This is a genomic window from Microbulbifer celer, assembly GCF_020991125.1.
Lineage (GTDB): Bacteria > Pseudomonadota > Gammaproteobacteria > Pseudomonadales > Cellvibrionaceae > Microbulbifer > Microbulbifer celer.
Window position 1 is genome coordinate 792,419 of record NZ_CP087715.1, and the last position, 18,953, is coordinate 811,371.

Annotated in this window: 19 protein-coding genes; 18 read left to right on the forward strand and 1 reads right to left on the reverse strand. The window is 58.7% G+C overall.

The genetic code is table 11. The features are described 5' to 3' along the window. The first annotated feature begins 6 nt into the window (after positions 1-6). The 18 genes from hscA (at position 7) to LPW13_RS03170 (ending at position 18,527) form a co-directional block, all read left to right on the forward strand. On the forward strand, positions 7-1,884 hold the full coding sequence (gene hscA, locus LPW13_RS03085) for a Fe-S protein assembly chaperone HscA (protein WP_230437985.1): 1,878 nt from the start codon (positions 7-9) through the stop codon (positions 1,882-1,884). A 58-nt stretch (positions 1,885-1,942) separates the two neighbouring features. After that, positions 1,943-2,281, forward strand: coding sequence for an ISC system 2Fe-2S type ferredoxin (gene fdx, locus LPW13_RS03090; RefSeq protein WP_230437986.1), 339 nt, complete (start codon positions 1,943-1,945; stop codon positions 2,279-2,281). 11 nt (positions 2,282-2,292) lie between these two features. Next, on the forward strand, positions 2,293-2,487 hold the full coding sequence (gene iscX / locus LPW13_RS03095; RefSeq protein WP_230437987.1) for a Fe-S cluster assembly protein IscX: 195 nt from the start codon (positions 2,293-2,295) through the stop codon (positions 2,485-2,487). A 248-nt stretch (positions 2,488-2,735) separates the two neighbouring features. After that, positions 2,736-3,161 carry a nucleoside-diphosphate kinase gene (gene ndk, locus LPW13_RS03100; RefSeq protein ID WP_230437988.1) on the forward strand — a complete coding sequence of 142 codons (426 nt, stop codon included), beginning with the start codon at positions 2,736-2,738 and terminating at the stop codon, positions 3,159-3,161. 129 nt (positions 3,162-3,290) lie between these two features. Continuing rightward, positions 3,291-4,439, forward strand: a complete 1,149-nt coding sequence (gene rlmN / locus LPW13_RS03105; RefSeq protein ID WP_230437989.1) for a 23S rRNA (adenine(2503)-C(2))-methyltransferase RlmN — start codon at positions 3,291-3,293, stop codon at positions 4,437-4,439. 89 nt (positions 4,440-4,528) lie between these two features. Beyond that, on the forward strand, positions 4,529-5,320 hold the full coding sequence (gene pilW, locus LPW13_RS03110; protein WP_230437990.1) for a type IV pilus biogenesis/stability protein PilW: 792 nt from the start codon (positions 4,529-4,531) through the stop codon (positions 5,318-5,320). Continuing rightward, the gene (locus LPW13_RS03115) at positions 5,310-6,320 is read left to right on the forward strand and encodes a RodZ domain-containing protein (protein ID WP_230437991.1); all 1,011 of its coding nucleotides are present in this window, start codon (positions 5,310-5,312) and stop codon (positions 6,318-6,320) included. The genes pilW and LPW13_RS03115 overlap by 11 nt, the downstream gene beginning before the upstream one ends. 166 nt (positions 6,321-6,486) lie before the next feature. Continuing rightward, on the forward strand, positions 6,487-7,608 hold the full coding sequence (gene ispG, locus LPW13_RS03120) for a flavodoxin-dependent (E)-4-hydroxy-3-methylbut-2-enyl-diphosphate synthase (protein ID WP_230437992.1): 1,122 nt from the start codon (positions 6,487-6,489) through the stop codon (positions 7,606-7,608). A 167-nt stretch (positions 7,609-7,775) separates the two neighbouring features. Next, positions 7,776-9,038 (forward strand): histidine--tRNA ligase, encoded by a 1,263-nt coding sequence (gene hisS / locus LPW13_RS03125; protein WP_230437993.1) that lies wholly within the window; start codon positions 7,776-7,778, stop codon positions 9,036-9,038. A gap of 60 nt (positions 9,039-9,098) precedes the next feature. Next, on the forward strand, positions 9,099-9,842 hold the full coding sequence (locus LPW13_RS03130) for a YfgM family protein (RefSeq protein ID WP_230437994.1): 744 nt from the start codon (positions 9,099-9,101) through the stop codon (positions 9,840-9,842). After that, entirely contained in the window at positions 9,839-11,011 is a 1,173-nt protein-coding gene (gene bamB, locus LPW13_RS03135; protein WP_230437995.1) for an outer membrane protein assembly factor BamB, read from the forward strand. Before LPW13_RS03130 ends, bamB begins: the two co-directional genes overlap by 4 nt. Positions 11,012-11,147: 136 nt before the next feature. Next, positions 11,148-12,539, forward strand: coding sequence for a ribosome biogenesis GTPase Der (gene der / locus LPW13_RS03140; protein WP_230437996.1), 1,392 nt, complete (start codon positions 11,148-11,150; stop codon positions 12,537-12,539). Positions 12,540-12,803: 264 nt separating this feature from the next. Continuing rightward, positions 12,804-14,261 carry an NAD-dependent succinate-semialdehyde dehydrogenase gene (locus LPW13_RS03145; protein ID WP_230437997.1) on the forward strand — a complete coding sequence of 486 codons (1,458 nt, stop codon included), beginning with the start codon at positions 12,804-12,806 and terminating at the stop codon, positions 14,259-14,261. Then, positions 14,258-15,004, forward strand: coding sequence for a tRNA (N6-threonylcarbamoyladenosine(37)-N6)-methyltransferase TrmO (gene tsaA, locus LPW13_RS03150; RefSeq protein ID WP_230437998.1), 747 nt, complete (start codon positions 14,258-14,260; stop codon positions 15,002-15,004). Before LPW13_RS03145 ends, tsaA begins: the two co-directional genes overlap by 4 nt. Beyond that, entirely contained in the window at positions 15,001-15,492 is a 492-nt protein-coding gene (locus LPW13_RS03155; protein ID WP_230437999.1) for a protein disulfide oxidoreductase, read from the forward strand. Before tsaA ends, LPW13_RS03155 begins: the two co-directional genes overlap by 4 nt. Positions 15,493-15,914: 422 nt before the next feature. Further along, positions 15,915-16,982 (forward strand): hypothetical protein, encoded by a 1,068-nt coding sequence (locus LPW13_RS03160; protein ID WP_230438000.1) that lies wholly within the window; start codon positions 15,915-15,917, stop codon positions 16,980-16,982. A gap of 25 nt (positions 16,983-17,007) precedes the next feature. Continuing rightward, positions 17,008-18,078: a hypothetical protein gene (locus tag LPW13_RS03165; protein WP_230438001.1), complete on the forward strand. Its 1,071-nt coding sequence runs from the start codon at positions 17,008-17,010 to the stop codon at positions 18,076-18,078. 47 nt (positions 18,079-18,125) lie between these two features. Continuing rightward, a complete protein-coding gene (locus LPW13_RS03170) occupies positions 18,126-18,527 on the forward strand; it encodes a hypothetical protein (protein ID WP_230438002.1) in 402 nt (133 codons plus the stop codon). 201 nt (positions 18,528-18,728) lie between these two features. On the opposite strand, the gene LPW13_RS18215 is transcribed toward LPW13_RS03170, so the two are convergent. Next, the gene (locus LPW13_RS18215; protein ID WP_407942014.1) at positions 18,729-18,899 is read right to left on the reverse strand and encodes a DNA gyrase inhibitor YacG; all 171 of its coding nucleotides are present in this window, start codon (positions 18,897-18,899) and stop codon (positions 18,729-18,731) included. Positions 18,900-18,953 lie beyond the last annotated feature (54 nt).

The following is an 18,953-nucleotide window of genomic DNA, read 5'->3' on the forward strand; positions in this document are numbered from 1 at the left end:
AGACCTATGGCATTACTACAGATCTCCGAACCCGGCCAGACCCCGGAACCACATCAGCGCAAGCGCGCGGTGGGTATCGACCTGGGTACCACCAACTCCCTGGTGGCCACGGTGCGCAGCGGCAGTGCCGAGGCACTGTCGGCGGAAGACGGCAGCGTGATCCTGCCATCCGCGGTGCGCTACACCGAGGGGGGCATCGAGGTGGGCAAAGTGGCCCGCGATGCCGCCGGTGAGGACCCGTACAACACGCTGATTTCGATCAAGCGTTTTATGGGGCGTGGTCTTGCAGATATCAAAAGCTTCGGTGACCAACTGCCTTATACCTTCGCCGAAGATACTGGCGGCATGCCGTCCATTGAAACCGTCGCCGGCGCGGTCAACCCGGTGCAGGTGTCTGCGGAAATTCTCAAGCGGCTGGCCAAGCGCGGTGCGGACTCCCTTGGTGGCGATCTCGACGGTGCGGTAATCACAGTGCCGGCCTACTTTGATGAGGCCCAGCGCCAGGCCACTAAAGACGCCGCCAAACTTGCGGGTCTGAATGTACTGCGCCTGTTGAACGAGCCTACCGCTGCGGCCGTGGCCTATGGCCTGGACAAAGCCGACGACGGTAGCGATGTGGCGGACAAGACCATCGCCGTGTACGACCTCGGTGGCGGGACCTTTGATATTTCTATCCTGCGCCTGTCCAAAGGTGTGTTCGAAGTGCTCTCCACCGGTGGCGACAGCGCCCTTGGCGGTGACGACTTCGACCGCGTGGTGGCGGAGTGGATTGCCGTGGAGGCCGGCCTCGGCACCGATCACGATGTGTCGGCCCAGCGCAAACTGCTGGATGTGGCCTGTGCGGCGAAAGAAGCGCTGGCGGCACAGGCATCGGTCGCCGTCCATTACGGCGACTGGTCTGGTGAACTGAGCCGCGAAAAACTTGCCGAGCTGCTGGACCCGCTGATCAACAAAACCCTGCGCGCCTGCAAGCGCGCGCTGCGCGACGCAGACCTGGATGCAGCAGAAATCGCCGAAGTGGTACTGGTGGGTGGTTCTACCAGAACCCTGCGGGTACGTGAGCAGGTAGAAGACTTTTTCGGTCGCAAACCCCACGCGGATATTGACCCGGACCAGGTAGTGGCCATCGGTGCGGCGCTGCAGGCGGACGTGCTGGTGGGCAACAAGTCCCGCGAAGATCTGTTGCTGCTGGATGTGATTCCCCTGTCCCTGGGCATTGAAACCATGGGTGGGTTGACGGAAAAACTGATTCACCGCAACACCACCATCCCGGTGGCCAAGGCCCAGGAGTTCACCACCTTCAAAGACGGCCAGACCGCGATGGCGATTCACGTGGTGCAGGGCGAGCGCGAACTGGTGAGCGACTGCCGCTCCCTGGCCCGTTTCGAGCTGCGCGGCATTCCGCCGATGGTGGCCGGCGCAGCGCACATCCGCGTGACCTTCCAGGTGGATGCGGACGGCCTGCTGTCTGTCACTGCGATGGAAAAGAGCAGTGGGGTACAGGCGGAGATTACCGTGAAGCCGTCCTACGGCCTTGACGATACCGATATCACCCGCATGTTGCAGGACTCCTACGCCAATGCCGAGCAGGATGTGACTGCCCGTGCCCTGCGCGAGGCACAGGTGGAAGCGGAGCGCACCCTGGAGGCCATGCTCGTGGCGCTGCAGGAAGACGGCGCGGAACTGCTGAGCGAAGATGAGCTGAACGAACTGGAGCGGGCCATGGAGGCGTTGCGCCTGGCGCACAATGGCGGTACCGCGGATGAGGTTCACCGCCGTATCGAGGAACTGAATACGCTCTCTGAGCCCTATGCCGCGCGCCGCATGGATAAGTCCATCAAGCGCGCCATGCAGGGGCACAAGCTGGATGAGTTTGATCAGTAAGCCGTTTGACCGGTAAGCAGTGGTCAATGTGAGAATTAGTTGAACAGGGTTTTTAACCATGCCGAAGATCGTATTTTTACCCCATGAAGAACTTTGCCCGGAGGGGAAAGTGATCGAAGTGGAGCCGGGGATCAGCGTGTGTGATGCGGCGCTGAAGAATGGTGTGGAGATCGAGCACGCCTGTGAAAAGGCCTGCGCCTGCACTACCTGTCACGTGATTGTGCGCGAGGGGTTTGACTCCCTGGGGGAGCCGGACGAGCTGGAAGAGGATCTGCTGGACAAGGCGTGGGGCCTGGAGCCGGAATCGCGGCTGTCCTGTCAGGCATTGGTGGATGAGGAAGATCTGGTGGTGGAGATCCCCAAGTACACCATTAACCAGGTTTCGGAAAAACACTGAGGATTGCGAGTATGAAGTGGACGGATATTCACGATATTGCCATCGAACTGTGCGATACCCATCCGGATGTGGACCCGCTGTCGGTCAATTTTGTGGACCTGCGCAAGTGGGTGGTAGAGCTGCCGGAATTTGATGACGATCCCGACCGCTGTGGCGAGAAGATCCTGGAAGCCATTCAGGCGGCATGGATCGAAGAGAGCAGGTAGGTTTTAAGTTGATTTGGTGGCGGCACCGCTGCAGGGGGCTGCCTTCACATCAACCGTTCTGCAGGGTGTTATCGAATAGAGTACAAACTTGGCCCCACAGCGCGTATAATCCGCGCTCCGCAGGCTTGGCTGGTTAATTAATCGCCAGTCTGTGCATTAAGAGAATTCAGGGAAGAGCAACGAAAGTTGCTCTTTTCGTATCTGATTCAAGATAAATTTTTCACAAAACCTAGAAAATGGAGAAAACCATGGCCGTGGAACGTACCCTGTCCATCATCAAGCCTGACGCCGTCGCCAAGAACGTCATCGGTGAAATCGAGAGCCGTTTCGAGAAAGCGGGCCTGCGCATCGTTGCGATGAAGATGGTTCAGCTGTCTCAGGAGAAAGCTGAAGGTTTCTACGCCGAGCACAAAGAGCGTCCTTTCTTCAAAGATCTGGTTGGCTTCATGACTTCCGGTCCGGTTGTGGTTCAGGTGCTGGAAGGCGAGAACGCCATCAAGGCCAACCGTGACCTGATGGGCGCGACCAACCCGAAAGAAGCCGAAGCTGGCACTATCCGTGCAGACTTTGCCGAGAGCATCGACGCCAACGCGGTACACGGTTCCGACTCTCCGGAATCTGCCGAGCGTGAAGTGAGCTACTTCTTCTCTGCGGAAGAAATCTGCGCACGTTAATTTCCGGGGCTTCCGGCCCCTGATATCGTCATCCCGGCGAAGGCCGGGATCCAGTTTGCTGGATGCCGGATCAAGTCCGGGATGACGAAATTCCGAATATCCGCATCGAGCTAGGTGCAAGGTGAATCCATGACTGAAGTACAAACCGCACAAACGGAAAAAGTGAATCTGCTGGGCCTGTCCGTCGACAAGCTGACGGATTTCTTTGCCGGTCTGGGTGAGAAGCGCTTCCGTGCAGTGCAGGTGCTGAAGTGGATTCACCAGAATGGCGTGGACGATTTCGAGCAGATGACCAATGTCAGTAAGGCCATGCGTGCCAAGCTGGCGGAGATTGCCGAGGTCCGTGCCCCCAAAGTCCTGAAGCAGATGGACTCTACCGACGGTACCCGCAAGTGGCTGATCGAGGTCGCCGGCGGCAATGTGATCGAGACTGTCTATATCCCCGATGGCGAGCGCGGCACCCTGTGTGTGTCTTCCCAAGTGGGCTGCTCGCTGGATTGCAGCTTCTGCGCCACTGGTAAGCAGGGCTTCAACCGCGACCTGAACGCGGCGGAGATCATCGGCCAGGTGTGGATTGCGTGTAAATCTTTCGGCCAATTGCAGCCGAACGGCCCGCGCAAGGTGACCAACGTGGTAATGATGGGTATGGGTGAGCCCCTGCTCAACTTCGACAATGTGGTCGATGCCATGAACCTGATGATGGAAGACAATGCCTACGGCATCTCCAAGCGCAGGGTTACCTTGAGCACTTCCGGTGTGGTGCCGGCGCTGGATCGCCTCGCTGAGGTGACCGATGTGAGCCTGGCCATCTCCCTGCATGCGCCCAACGATGAGCTGCGCAATGTGCTGGTACCGATCAACAAGAAATACCCCATCGCCATGCTGCTCGACAGCGCCAAACGCTATATCGAGAGCATGCCGGATACTCATCGCAAGATGACCATCGAGTACACCATGATCCGGGAGATGAACGATCGCCCGGAGCATGCGGAACAGTTGGCTGAACTGCTGCGCGATGTGCCGGTGAAGATAAATCTGATACCCTTCAATCCGTTCGAGCTGTCCGATTATCAGCGGGTCAGCAACAACGCTTTGCGACGTTTTCAACAGATTTTGTTGGACAAAGGCTATACCGTAACCGTGCGTACCACCCGGGGTGATGATATCGCCGCGGCCTGTGGTCAGCTGGCCGGTCAGGTAAACGACCGCACCCGACGTTCCGAGCGCTACCGCAATGCCAATGCCGAGCGCCCTGTGCGCATCGTCGGCCAGGCCTGACCTGAATCGGGTCACGAGAGCAGGCGCTCCGGGCTTCGCCGAATGGATGCGGCGTGCGATCGCTGTACGCACCCGATAACAACAAGGTGATGCTCGTGTTAGCAAGAATTCCCGGTCCGGCCCTCATCGCCGGACTACTACTGTCTCTGCTGCTGGCAGGTTGTGTAACAACCGGCCCCGGCGGTACCGAAGTCAATATCGATAAGGCCCGCAAGACCCACATCCAGCTGGGGTTGCGCTATCTGCAAAGCGGTGATGAAAACCGCGAGATGGCCCGCCATCACTTCCTCGAAGCCCTCAAGCTCGGCAAGAGAGATCCCGAAGCCCACCACGGCCTCGCGCTGTTGTATCAGGCCGATGGCGAAACCTCTGTCGCAGAAGACCATTTTCGCAAGGCCCTGCGCTACGACGACGATTTTTCCATGGCGCGGGTGAACTACGGCGTGTTCCTGTATCAGCAGGAGCGCTATGAGGATGCCCGCGAACAGTTTGAGGAAGCCTCGGAAGACCTGCGCTATAACCGCCGTTCCTATGCGCTGGCCAACCTGGGCCGTGCAGAGTTGCGGATGGGTAACACCCAGGCAGCCGAGGATGCGTTCAAACGTGCGCTGTCGCTGAATCCTGATCTGCCTGTGGCGTTGTTGGAGCTGGCCGAGCTGAAGTTCGACGGGCGGGACTATCCCCAGGCCAAGCACTATCTGGACCGCTACAACGCAGAGAGTCGCCAGAATCCGAAGTCGCTATGGCTGGGAATCCGTATCGAAAAGATATTCGGCAATCGCGACAAGGAGCGGAGTTACGCGCTGGCGCTGAAGAACCTCTTTCCCTATTCGGCGGAAACGCTGAAGTATCAGAAGATGGTGGCCGAAAATGCGCAGTAATGAATCCAACACTTCTCCCGCAAACCTCTCTGAAGCCACCGAAAGCGGCGCGGACCTGAGTCCCGGCCAACAGCTGATTCGGGCCCGTGAAGCGGCAGGCCTGAACCAGGAAGAGTTGGCAGCGCGCCTGTGCATGACGGCTACCAAGCTCGATCACCTCGAACAGGACGACTACGAGCGACTCTCCGGTGCGACCTATGCGAAGGGGTATATCCGCAATGTGTGCAAAGAGCTGAAACTCGATCCTGCGCCGGTACTGGCCGCATTTGAGCAGCGCCTGCCTGCGGAAAGCGAGCCGCTGGTCGCGCCCGCCAAAGGCCCGGTCGTCGGCGCTGGCGGTGGCACCGGCGGAATCCGGTTTGCCCCGGTGGCGCTGGTGGCACTGATTACCGTCGGTGGCGGCTACTGGTGGTTCGCCCAGGGGCAGTCGGGCACGCAGCAGTTTGCATCGACGTCGTCTGCAGAGCCAGTGATGGCAGAAGAGGTGGCGATGGCACAAGAGCCCGTCGCGTCAGTCGAACCATTCAGTACCGCAGCGGAAGCCTCTGTCGCTGTCGAGGACACAAATCCGGATAGCGAGGCGCTGTCGCCCGAACCCGAATTGGCCGTTGATCCCGCCTCGGCGCCGGAAGAGGGGGGCAGTGAGGCGGTCGCCGATGCGGTCGCTAGCGCGCCGGTCGTACCGGTTGTGGATTCGCAAGTGGCCGCACCTGAAGAGTCAGAGGCGCCAGCGCCAGAAGAATCAGCACCAGTTATGGGTGGCGCGGAGCTGACGCTGGTATTTTCCGAGGAATCCTGGGTCGAGGTGAGCGATGCCCGAGGCGACAAGCTGCTGGCGAAGCTGCAGCCAGCGGGCTCCCGTGTCGAGTTGTCCGGCGAGGCGCCATTCAGCCTGATGCTGGGTAACGCCGCCGGTACTACGGTCAGCTATCAGGGTGAAGTGGTCGATAGCGCCCCGCGTGGCAATCGCCGCACCCGCAAGCTCACCGTGGGTGGTTGATCGGCGGCTCTGCCCGGTTTTTTACCTTAGATCGTCTCCAAAGGGCGCAGCCTCTGTAGGTTTGCGCCCAATCTCTCTATAATCCCACCCGTTTTTCATCACCTTTTATCCGGTCCGTGACGGCGCCCATCGACCCGTCAGGCCAGACAGTCGCAAGGTTTACGCTATGCAATTTGAGTCACCCATAGTTCGCCGCGTATCGCGCCAGATCATGGTGGGCAATGTGCCGGTTGGCGGCGGTGCGCCGATCTCGGTGCAGAGTATGACCAATACCGAAACCTGTGATGTGGATGCCACCGTCGCCCAGATTCTCCGCCTGGAGCAGGCCGGTGCCGATATCGTGCGGGTTTCCGTGCCCTCCATGGACGCCGCCGAGGCTTTCGGCGAGATCAAGAAGCAGGTGAATGTGCCGCTGGTAGCGGATATCCACTTCGATTACCGCATCGCTCTGCGGGTGGCGGACCTGGGTGTGGACTGCCTGCGCATCAACCCCGGCAATATCGGCCGCGAGAAGCGTATCCGCGCGGTGGTCGACAAGGCCCGCGATCTGAATATCCCCATCCGGATCGGCGTCAACGCCGGCTCCCTGGAAAAAGATCTGCAAAAGAAATACGGCGAGCCCACCCCGGATGCACTGGTGGAATCCGCCCTGCGTCATGTGGATATCCTGGACAGCCTCAACTTCCAGGACTTCAAGGTGAGTGTAAAAGCCTCTGATATTTTTATGGCCACCGCCGCCTATCGCAAGCTGGCCACTCAGATCGAGCAGCCCCTGCACCTGGGCATCACCGAAGCCGGTGGTCTGCGCTCGGGCACGGTAAAATCCGCCATCGGTCTCGGCGCGCTGCTGCTGGACGGTATCGGCGATACCCTGCGGGTGTCCCTCGCCGCCGACCCGGTGGAAGAAGTGAAGGTGGGCTGGGATCTGCTAAAGAGCCTGCGCCTGCGCACCAAGGGCATCAACTTTATTGCCTGCCCCAGTTGCTCGCGCCAGAACTTCGACGTGGTGAAAACCATGAACGAGCTGGAAACCCGCCTGGAAGACGTCACCACCCCGCTGGATGTGGCCGTGATTGGCTGTATCGTCAACGGCCCGGGTGAGGCAAAAGAAGCGGACGTCGGCCTCGCCGGCGGTACGCCGAGCCACGCAATCTATGTAGATGGCCAGCCGGACCGCAAATTCAATAACGACAATCTGGTGAATGATCTGGAACAGCTGATTCGCGAAAAAGCCGCAGCCAAAGAGGCCCAGGAAGCGCAGATCATCGCCAAAGAAACCATTGATTAATTTAGGGATGTCGACGTGCGTGCGTCGGTATGCCAATCCAATAAGCCTCGTCATCCCGGTACCAGATCGAGCCCGGCATGACGACACCGTAAAATTTTAGATATTCCGTCATCCCGGACTTGATCCGGGATCCAGCATGACGATAGAACAGACGTTAAGGATTACCGTTGAAACAACTTCGCGCCATCCGCGGCATGAACGACCTGCAGCCCACCCAGTCTCCGGTGTGGCAGTATGTGGAAAGCACTCTCTCCGAACTCTTCGCCCGCTACGGCTACAGTGAAGTCCGCACCCCTTTGCTGGAGGCCACCCAGCTGTTTGCCCGCGCGGTGGGTGAGGCGACCGACATCGTCGAGAAGGAAATGTACACCTTCGACGACAAGAGCGGCGACAGCGTCACCCTGCGCCCCGAAGGCACCGCTGGCACCGTGCGTGCGGCGATCCAGAACAATCTGCTGATCCAGCCCCAGCGCTTGTGGTACTTCGGCCCCATGTTCCGCTACGAGCGCCCGCAGAAGGGACGCCTGCGCCAGTTCCACCAGTTTGGGGTGGAGGTCTTCGGCATTGAAGGCCCCGACATCGACGCCGAGATCCTGATGATGACCGCGCGCCTGTGGCGAGAGCTGGGCGTGGCCGAGCACGTCACCCTGCAGCTGAACTCCCTGGGCAACAGTGAGAGCCGCGCCGCCTATCGCGACGCGCTGGTGGAATACCTGACTGCGCGTAAAGACCAGCTGGATGAAGACAGCCAGCGCCGCCTGGAGCGCAACCCGCTGCGTATTCTCGACAGTAAAAATGCCCAGACTCAGGAACTGCTGACCGGTGCGCCCTGTCTACTGGACTTCCTCGATGAGGAATCCAAAACACACTTCGAGCAGCTGAAGGCATTCCTGGATGCGGCGGGCGTGGCTTACGAGATCAATCCGCGCCTGGTACGCGGTCTCGACTACTACGGCAAAACCGTCTTCGAGTGGGTGACCGACAGCCTCGGCGCCCAGGGCACCGTGTGTGCCGGCGGCCGTTACGATGGCCTCGTGGAACAGATGGGCGGCAAATCCACCCCGGCGGTGGGCTTCGGTCTCGGTGTAGAGCGCCTGGTGTTGCTGCTGGAAACCCTTGAGGTGCTGCCGGAAACCCTCAATCAACAGGTAGACGCCTATCTGGTGGCCGTGGGTGATGTACAATCGGCCGCCCTGGCAGCGGCAGAGCAGCTGCGCAGTGAGTTGCCTTGGTTGCGGCTGCAGACCCACTGCGGGGGTGGCAGCTTCAAGAGCCAGATGAAAAAAGCCGACAAGAGCAATGCCGATTACGCATTGATCATCGGGGAAGATGAAGCAGCGGCGGGGCAGGTGACGGTCAAATCCCTGCGCGCCGATGCCGAGCAGCAGACGGTCGCCCTGTCTGAACTGGCAAAAGTGCTGCAGGCTTGAGTGGCCTGCGGCTGAAAAGATTTTCGAGTTTCTGATTTAAGAGAATAAGGCGAATAAAAAATGGCTGACCATTTGACCGAAGAAGAACAGATCGAATCGATCAAGCGTTGGTGGAAAGAAAATGGTACCGGCATCGTCACCGGTATCGTACTGGCGCTGGCCGGCTATTTTGGCTGGCAGTGGTGGCAGGGCAAGGAGCGCAGCGATGCAGAAGCGGCCTCTAACCTGTATCAGGGCTTTGTAGAAGCGGTTTCTGCCAATGAAGGCAAGCCGGACAACAAACAGCTCACCACCGCCAATTCCCTGGCGCGGGATCTGAAAGAAGACTACGCCAAGCGTATTTATGCCAGCCAGGCAGCGCTGCAACTGGCAGCACTGGCAGCAGAAAAGAACGATCTGGAGACCGCCGCGAAAGAATTGCAGTGGGCTGTGGATAATACCGGCGAAGACGCGATCAAATACGTCGCCAAGCGCCGTCTAGCGGCCGTAAAAGCCGCCCGCGGAGAAAGCAAAGCGGCGCTGGCGCTGCTGGAGGGGGACGTTCCCCAGGCCTTCGCCGCGCTCTATGCAGAAACCCGCGGTGACATTCTGGTACAGCAGGGCGACAAAGACGCCGCCCGCGCCGCCTACCAGGAAGCCCGCGCACAGCTGCTGCCGGAGCAGGCATCCAATGGCCGCCTGCTGGAGCTGAAGCTGGAAAGCCTCGGTGAAGCAGAGCCCTCAGCGGAGGTAGAAGAATCCTCAGCGGAGGTAGAACAGCCCTCAGCGGAAGAAGCATCATCTAATCAGAAGGACGCGCAATGATTTTTAGCCAACAGGCGTTAAACCGGATTGCACACCTGGCCATGGTATCGGCATTTGCCCTCGGCCTGGGTGCCTGTGCCTCCAATGACGAGAAGGAAGATACCGACCCGGTTGAGCTGGTGGAAATCACCGAGAGCGTAAAATTGCGGGAAGTCTGGTCGCGCAATATCGGCGATATCGACGCCCTGCGTTACGCCATGCTCAAGCCGGCCATTATCGACGGCAAGGTAATTGCCGCTAACAGTGAAGGTGAGGTATTCGCCTTTGACCGCGCAACCGGTAAACGCCTGTGGGAAACCGAACTCGATCAGTCCATCAGTGGCGGTGTCGGTGTCGGCAACGGTCTCGCCGTGGTTGCAGACTATCGCGGGCGCGTGGTTGCCCTGAATCTGGTGGACGGCAGCCAGCGTTGGCAGACCCAACTGGGCGGCGAAGTAGTCGCCACCCCGGCAGTGGGTTCCGGCATGGTGGTGATCCAGACGGTAGACGGCAAACTGCTGGGGCTGGATGCAAATTCCGGTGAACAACAGTGGCGCCATAAAACGGTACTGCCGGTGCTGACCCTGCGGGGTACTTCCAGCCCGGTCATTACCGCCGGCGTCGTGTATGCCGGTCTGGACAACGGCAAGCTGATTGCCTTGAGCGCCAGCGATGGCCTGTCCCGTTGGGAGCAGCGTGTAGCCATGCCCCAGGGTTCTGCGGAACTGGAGCGGGTAGTGGATATCGACGGTGCACCAGTGGTGCGCGGTGAACTGGTATTTGCCGCCAGTTATCAGGGGCGCGTGGTTGCGCTATCCCGGGAAGATGGTCGCGGCCTCTGGGCCCGTGACGCCTCCACCTACCACAATGTGGCGGTGGGTGCCGGTGCGGTCTTCCTGAGCGGCGCCGACGGCGCGGTACACGCCTACAATGTGGGTAATGGGCAGATTCAGTGGAACAACAATCAGCTGCTGCGACGCGAATTGAGCGCCCCGGCCTATTTTGGTGATGTAGTGGTTGTGGGTGACCTGGAGGGTTATCTGCACGCGATGGATCCGACCACAGGCCAGTTCGTCGGCCGCACCCGTGTCGACCGCGACCCGATCCGCATCCCGCTGCTCGCCGATGGCGACCTGCTGTTTGCCCTGTCGGACGACGGCGAGCTGGTGGCCCTGCGCCTGGAGCGCTGAAGCGAACACGTCATGCCGGACTCGATCCGGTACCGGGATGACAGAAACAAAACCCGACCGGTTTTAAACCATCGCCCGCAACTACGCGGGCGTTTGTTTTTCTGGCGAACCGCCAGTTTTAGAGTATTGTCAGATTATGTTGCCTGTAATTGCCCTGGTAGGGCGCCCTAATGTGGGTAAATCCACCCTCTTCAATCGACTCACCAAGAGCCGCGACGCCCTTGTGGCCAACTACGCCGGCCTGACCCGTGACCGCAAATACGGTGAAGCGGAGTTCGATGGCCGCAAAATGATCCTGGTGGACACCGGCGGGATCAGCGGTGACGAAGCCGGCATCGACGCAGCCATGGCACAGCAATCCATGCAGGCCATTGAAGAAGCAGATTTTGTCCTGTTCCTGGTGGATTGCCGCGCGGGGCTTACCCCGGCGGATGAAATGATCGCGACAAACCTGCGCACCCGTTCCAAGCCGACCCTGCTGGTGGCGAATAAAGTGGACGGGGTAAACCCGGATATCGCCTTGGCTCCGTTCTATGAGTTGGGTATTGGCGAGTTATTTCCCACCACCGCCACCCATGGTCGCGGCGTGCGTTCCCTGATGGAGCGCCTGGTAGAAGGCCTGCCGCCGGTTGAAGAGGAAGAGCAGGACGAAGCCACCGGCATCAAAATCGGCATCGTCGGCCGTCCCAACGTGGGCAAATCCACCCTGGTGAACCGCCTGCTGGGGGAAGAGCGCGTGGTGGTCTACGATCAGCCCGGCACTACCCGCGACAGTGTGTATATCAACTATACCCGCGACGAAAAGCCCTACACCATTATCGACACCGCCGGCGTCCGCCGTCGCAAAAACGTCCGCGAATCCGTGGAGAAGTTCTCCATCGTCAAAACCCTGCAGGCGGTGGAAGATGCCAATGTGGTGGTACTGGTGATCGACGCCAGCGAAGGCCTGGTGGACCAGGACTTGCACCTTATGGGCAGCGTTATCCAGGCCGGCCGCGCATTGGTGGTGGCCCTGAACAAATGGGACGGCCTCGACCCGGATCACCGCGACTTCGTAAAAACCGAACTCGAACGCCGCCTGCGCTTTGTCGACTTCGCCGATATCCACTTTATCTCCGCCCTGCACGGCACCGGCGTCGGCAACCTGTACAAGTCCATCGAAGATGCGTATCAGTCGGCCACCGACAAACTCTCCACCAATCACCTCACGCGGATTCTGCAGTGGGCGGTGAGCGAGCACCAACCGCCGCTGGTCAACGGCCACCGCATCAAACTGCGCTACGCCCACGCCGGCGGTCAGAACCCGCCGGTAATCGTGATTCACGGCAACCAGACCGACCAGGTACCGAGCCATTACGTGCGTTACCTGGAAAAAACCTTCCGCAAGGCTCTGGAACTGCACGGCACCCCGGTCAAGATCGAGTTCCGCAGCGGTGACAATCCTTACGCCGGCAAGAAAAACAAACTCTCTGATCGTCAGAAAGCAAAAAAACGCCGCCTGATGAAGTTTGTGAAGAAGAAAAAATAACCGCGCGCTTGAGCCTGGTTGAAATTGGCACGGGGCGTCGCAATACCCTTTAGGTAAGGGCAGAAAAATCTGCGTAAGGCTAGAATTGCGGACAACGAAAGTTTGACGCTAAGGCGCAGATGGCTGGTGAAACTTTGCCAGACCTTCTAAAACAGGGATGTTTTAGAAGAGCCCCCATGGATGGGTTCACGGCGTGTCTGGCAAAGTTTCACCAGCTAGCTGCGCCGCCACTGCACCCGCTGGCTACTACAAGGACAGAAAACCATGCTAAACCTCAAAAATCCCGATCTGCTGCGCAAACAGTCCTACATCAACGGCCAGTGGGTCGATGCCGACAGCGGCAACACCCTCGATGTCACCAACCCCGCTACCGGCGAAACCGTCGCCACCATCGCAAGCTGTGGGGCCGATGAAACCCGTCGCGCCATTGAAGCCGCCAACGAAGCCTGGCCCGCCTGGCGCGACCTCACCGTCAAAGAGCGCTCGAAAATCCTGCGCGATTGGTACAACCTCATCATCGACAACGCCGATGACCTCGCCGCCATCCTCACCGCCGAACAGGGCAAACCGCTCAAGGAAGCCAGAACCGAAATCGTCTACGGTGCCAACTATCTCGAGTGGTTTGCCGAAGAAGCCAAACGGGCCTACGGCGACGTCATCGCACCGCCATCCAACGACAAGCGCATCGTCGTCATCAAGCAGCCCGTCGGCGTTACCGCCTCCATTACCCCGTGGAATTTCCCCAGCGCCATGATCGCGCGCAAGGTCGCCCCGGCACTGGCGGCAGGCTGTCCCTTCATTGCCAAGCCCGCCTCGGAAACCCCGCTCTCGGCACTTGCCATGGCGGTCCTGGCGGAAGAGGCCGGCGTACCCAAAGGCGTGTTCAACGTCGTGGTGGGTAAAAGCTCGCGGGAAATCGGCAAAGAAATGACCGGCAACCCGCTGGTGCGCAAGTTCACCTTTACCGGCTCCACCGCCGTGGGCAAACAGCTGCAGGCCCAGTGTGCAGAGACCATCAAGAAAACCTCCATGGAGCTCGGCGGCAACGCGCCGTTTATCGTGTTCGACGATGCGGATATCGACGAAGCCGTCAAAGGCGCCATCGTGTGCAAATACCGCAATGCCGGTCAGACCTGTGTGTGCGCCAACCGTATCCTTGTGCAGGAAGGCATCTACGACGAGTTCGCGAAAAAATTCGCCGCCGCCGTCAGTGAACTGAAAATGGGCAACGGCACGGAAGAGGGCGTGGAAGTCGGCCCCATGATCAACGCGGCCGCAGTCGAGGATGTGAAGGCCCTGGTGGAAGACGCCACCAGCAAAGGTGCCAAAAACCTTAATGACGGTGGCCCCAGCGACATGGGTGAGTGCTTCTATACCCCGACGGTATTGACCGGCGTGGATGACACCATGAAACTGTTCAAGGAAGAGATCTTCGGCCCGGTCGCGCCGCTGTATAAATTCAGTACGGATGAAGAAGCCATCCGCATGGCCAACGACACCGAATTCGGTCTCGCCTCCTATTTCTACTCCCGCGATATCGGCCGCGTCTGGCGCGTCGCCGAGGGGTTGGAGTACGGCATGGTCGGCATCAACGAAGGCATCATCTCCAACGAAATGGCCCCCTTCGGCGGCATCAAAGAATCCGGCAGCGGCCGCGAAGGCTCCAAGTATGGCATCGATGATTACCTGGAGATCAAATACCTCTGTATGGGTGGCATTTGAACGCACCGTTGAACATCACCCCGATCGCCACCACCCACTCCTGCTACGGCGAAAAATTCGGCATCCCCCGCCAGCCTCAGCTGGCGGATGCCAGCCGTGCCAGCATCGAACTGCTGCCCCCGTACAACACCCCGGACGCCGTTGCCGGCCTCGAGCAACACTCCCACCTGTGGATCACCTTCCAGTTCCACCAGGTCGCCGGCCAGTGGTCCGCCAAAGTGCGCCCGCCGCGTCTCGGCGGCAATAAAAAGCTCGGCGTCTTCGCCACCCGCTCGCCGTTCAGGCCTAACAACATCGGTCTCTCCGCCGTGCGCCTGATTGAAGTGCGCACCAGCCCCAAAGTCGAACTCATCATCGGCGGCGCCGACCTGGTGGACGGCACCCCGGTACTGGATATCAAACCCTACATTCCCTACGCCGACGCCCTTACCACCGCAACCAGTGAGCTTGCCGAACAGGCACCACCTGCGGCCAGAGTGCATATCCCGGAGGATATCCTCAGCAAAGCCCAGGCGTATCGGGATGAGTGGGGCACCGACCTGCCCAGACTGATTCAGCAAGTACTCGCCCAGGACCCCAAACCGGCGTACCAGAAGCCGGACCCGGAACGTATCTACGGCATGGCCCTGTGTGGCTTTAACCTGCAGTGGCGGTATACGGAAGGAGAGGGCGGTGAAGGGAAAAGTGGGGAGCACATAGAGGTGATCGGACTGGAAGCACTCGAGCGGGAGAGCACCTTGTGAAACGGCGCGCGTATTCCGCACTCAAGTTCGTCTTTTTCGCGGTGATCATTGTTTCCGCCGTATCCTGGTACCAGAGCCGCAATATTCCCCGCGGTGAGGTCCCGCAGCTGCTGACAAAAAGCATCGCCGGCGATCCAATCGACCTGCACACCATGGCCGAAAACGGCCCCGTGCTGATCTACTTCTGGGCCACCTGGTGCGGCTACTGCCGCGTCGTCTCCCCCGCAGTGTCAGACATCGCCCGCGATCACCAGGTCATCACCGTCGCCCTGCAATCCGGCAACGCAGACGAAGTGGCCGCTTACCAGCAACAGCATAACCTCAACTTCACCACCCTCAACGACCCCTCCGGCCAACTCAGCAACAGCTGGGGCCTGCAGGTCACACCGACGGTATTGATTGTGGATAGGGAAGGAAAAGTAAGTTGGGTAACCTCAGGCCTGACGTCCAAATGGGGGATGCTGGTAAGGCTTTGGATGGCGGACTGACCCCGTCATGCCGCCGCTCTCGTCATATCGGACTTGATCCGGTTCCAGAACTTTGAAACGGAGCGCTGCGCTCCAACTTGGCACTACCGTACCCCAACTATTTTTGCCTGTGTTTTTGCGTATTTGGTAGTCTTTCGCGCTTACCTGATTGACCGATCCGGCTCAAGGAACAACCTCGTTCGCAGAAGGAAATTGCCATGGGACAGCCGCCGTCCATTCAGCCTAATACCTAGCCATCCAATGCACTCCAAAGTTGGGGCAGCCGCGAATCTGGCCGCGCCATCTTCGCAAACGGCAGTCACCGACAACTGCTGGATAACTTCCGCCAATTAAGTGCCCAGCAGAGCAGCGAAGGCTTTCACGCACAAGCCCTCGTCAAAGCCGTAGACAGCCTTCGCGGTCCCGCCAGCCCCGTCAACAGCATGCTCAAACCGAATCACCCCACCCGGCGTTTATTGGTGGCAGGGGGTTTTGAGGTTGAGTATGAACTGAACAGTTACTATGGGGATTGCCAGACGGATGTGCAGATTGTGGATATCCGGTTGCTGGGAGATGACGCAAATGCTGGGCGACGGCCAGCACTATGGCGAGCAAAGCACGAGGAGGAGTGGCGTACTGATGGCGCGTCCAAGCCCAAGCTGACGGCAACTGCGACCCAGGCCGGCAGTGCCCAGGCCCCACTCAAGTTGGGAATCAATGGCCAGTGTGAAGATCTTCGTGATTCTTTAGAAGTTGTAGCCGAGCACATTAACCGCGGTGATAGTAAAAAGCGTGCGGATCTGGAAAAAAGCGGCTACCAGATGGTGTATGTGCCGCCGGAGAGCAGCGCCTGGGCCGCGGGCTGGCGCACCTTGAAGTCCCTGGGTAACAGCGGTAGCGGGCAACAGAGGCTGGCGGCGCGCTTGGTGGCGTCGCATATGTACGAGGCCCACCAGCAGGGGCTGCATGTGGATTGGACCAGCCAGGGCGAGGGCGCCTGGGTGTTGATAGAAGCCATGCGGCACCTGAAACAGAAAAATATCGACCTGAAGCAGCGGCAGAAGATTTTTTTGAGTGACCATACCCGCAGCCAGTTTGAAGCGGACCGCTACCGCCGTGCTCTCAATATGGATATCAGCGATGAAAAATGGCTCAGCGCCGTTGGAGGCCTGACTCAGGAAGTCGGAGGTCGCAACTTCGGCCTTGCCCCACTGCTGAGTGAAGGCAACGAGCTGATTCACCATACACCGCGAGGGGAGCGGTTGGGCCATACCGTCAAAATCTGCTGGGAACTCGGTGACTACTTGGTAAAAAAATGGGGAACAGCCGGGACAGCAGCGGGGCTAGCTGCTGCAACTGGAGGAAACGCCGCACTGGCACTGACGGTAGTGAAGGCGCTGCACAAGGCCACCCCAATGCTTATATCCTCGCTGCCCGGCGCCAAGGACCACTATTTCAAGAGTACAGGCGACCAGCTACGGCAAATGATCAATAACCGCGCGAAGCGCTGACCCAGGCGCTATACGGGATTTCACTATGTTATTTGGCAATGAAAAGAACCCCAAGGGGCCCAGCTGGCGCAAAGCGCGCAGGATTGAAAAGGATCTTTCCGGTATCAGGGTCAGTTTTGCTGCGCCATCTTTCCGCCCGCCTATCTATGGTCAGGAATCGATGGAAGATCAGGCCAACGCCTTTGACCTAGATGACTCGGAAGTCTGGACAATTCGCGAGCGGGAGGGCCGGGATGGCACCACTCATATCAGTCACGTGGTGGAAGTCTGGACCTGTGGTTGGAACTTTACTGGCCGCCCTCTGCTTGATGGTAAAAGTGTCGGCAACCTGGTGATGCAAATTGAGCTGGTGGAAGTACGAGATCTGCCGGTAAACAGCAGCCTGTTCCAGCGTGGCGAACTCGCCCGATTCGCCCAGAGTTACTGTACTGATGGGCACCTGGGGCGCTACCACAAGGGGCGCGCCGAAGACCGTAATCCTTTCGACCTCACCCAGTACCAATGGCCAGACAATCTTCTTCCGATCAACTGTCAGTGGCTGGATCGTAACGGTAGTGAATGGCTCTACTTCGAAATGCAACCACTGCAGCATATTGCGGACAGGTTTTATTGGCTGTTTCCAGTCGGCCACCAGCGCTGCCTGCGTGTGCGCTTTATGGCAACAAGAAAGTTACGCAATGCCGGAAACCCTTACCGCGAACAACGATCGCGACTGGATAACTACCGCCAGCTGATGGAAAACATCATGGATTCCATGGCAGTGGAACTTACCGAAGCCGCCAATATCGAGAAGTCCAATATCCACAATGCCGATGGTGACTATCCCTTGCCCCACTGCACCGAGCAGCTGGTAAAAGAAGCCAAGCATACCCTCTATATGTGGAGTGGGGCTGGCTACACCGATAAGTCTCAACCCAAACAAGGCGGAGACCACCGTGCCCCCAAAGAAGACGTGGCCGCATTTATCGACCGGCGCATCAAACCCCGGCCGTTGCCCGGCTGCCTGGCCATCGGGCCGGCATTTTTATCCAGTAACGAATCAGATCCTATGCCATCACCCCAGATGGACGCCTCAAAAGTTTTACCGAATGGGTAACACCCGATTCATTGAATTTCTAGATCATTAAAGACGCAGCAAAAATTATGAAAGAATATTTACTAAAGTTCTGGCTGTTTACTTGGGAAGTTTTTGGGGTAAGTGTCTTATTGATTGGTGTTGCAGGTATTGACCACCATTTTGGAACCTTTTGGGGAATTCTTGCTGTAGTAGCTTACAAATTGAGAATTCACCTGATTATTGCCGCATATTATGGCGCAGTTGATGTATTACTTTGGGACGCCAATATTGCCCTGCTTTATGCTGCCGTTTTGCCAGCATGGTATCTATTCCGGGTTGTGGTGTCATCCTTGCCGGGCGCTCGAGACATCTACTACACAGGAACCTGGAATCAGATAAAATATTTGACCAAAAGGTACAGAAGCAAATTCGGTGCGCGACAAATAGATCGAGATACCCCGGAGTTGGATCGGGCGGATTCGGAGTAGGGGAAGAGTGCGGGCGAAACATTGCAGCTGTAGGGAGGATAAGCGCAGCGCATCCACCATCTGCGCCAGAACCGTAGTGCCCCGGGAACGCCGAGCCCCAGCTCGGCAAACGGTAAAAACACTCAGTGCCGAGTCTTGGAAGCCTCCAACTCCTCACTCATCACGTCATCAAATACCGGCTGCCCGGGGATCTTGTGTCCCTCACTGGCCCACTCCCCCCAGGTCAATCAGTTTGCAGCGCTCACTACAGAACGGGCGGAACCGGTTCTCCGGGCTCCACTCGGTAATTTTTTGGCAGATAGGGCAATTGAGTATTAGGCGATGGGACGTAGGGCGGTCAGAGGTAGCAATGATCTTTGTTTGATTCGGCAGGTACTAAAGTCCTGTCTATTTCCGGCACCGCAAACGTAACTAAGCAGGCATTTA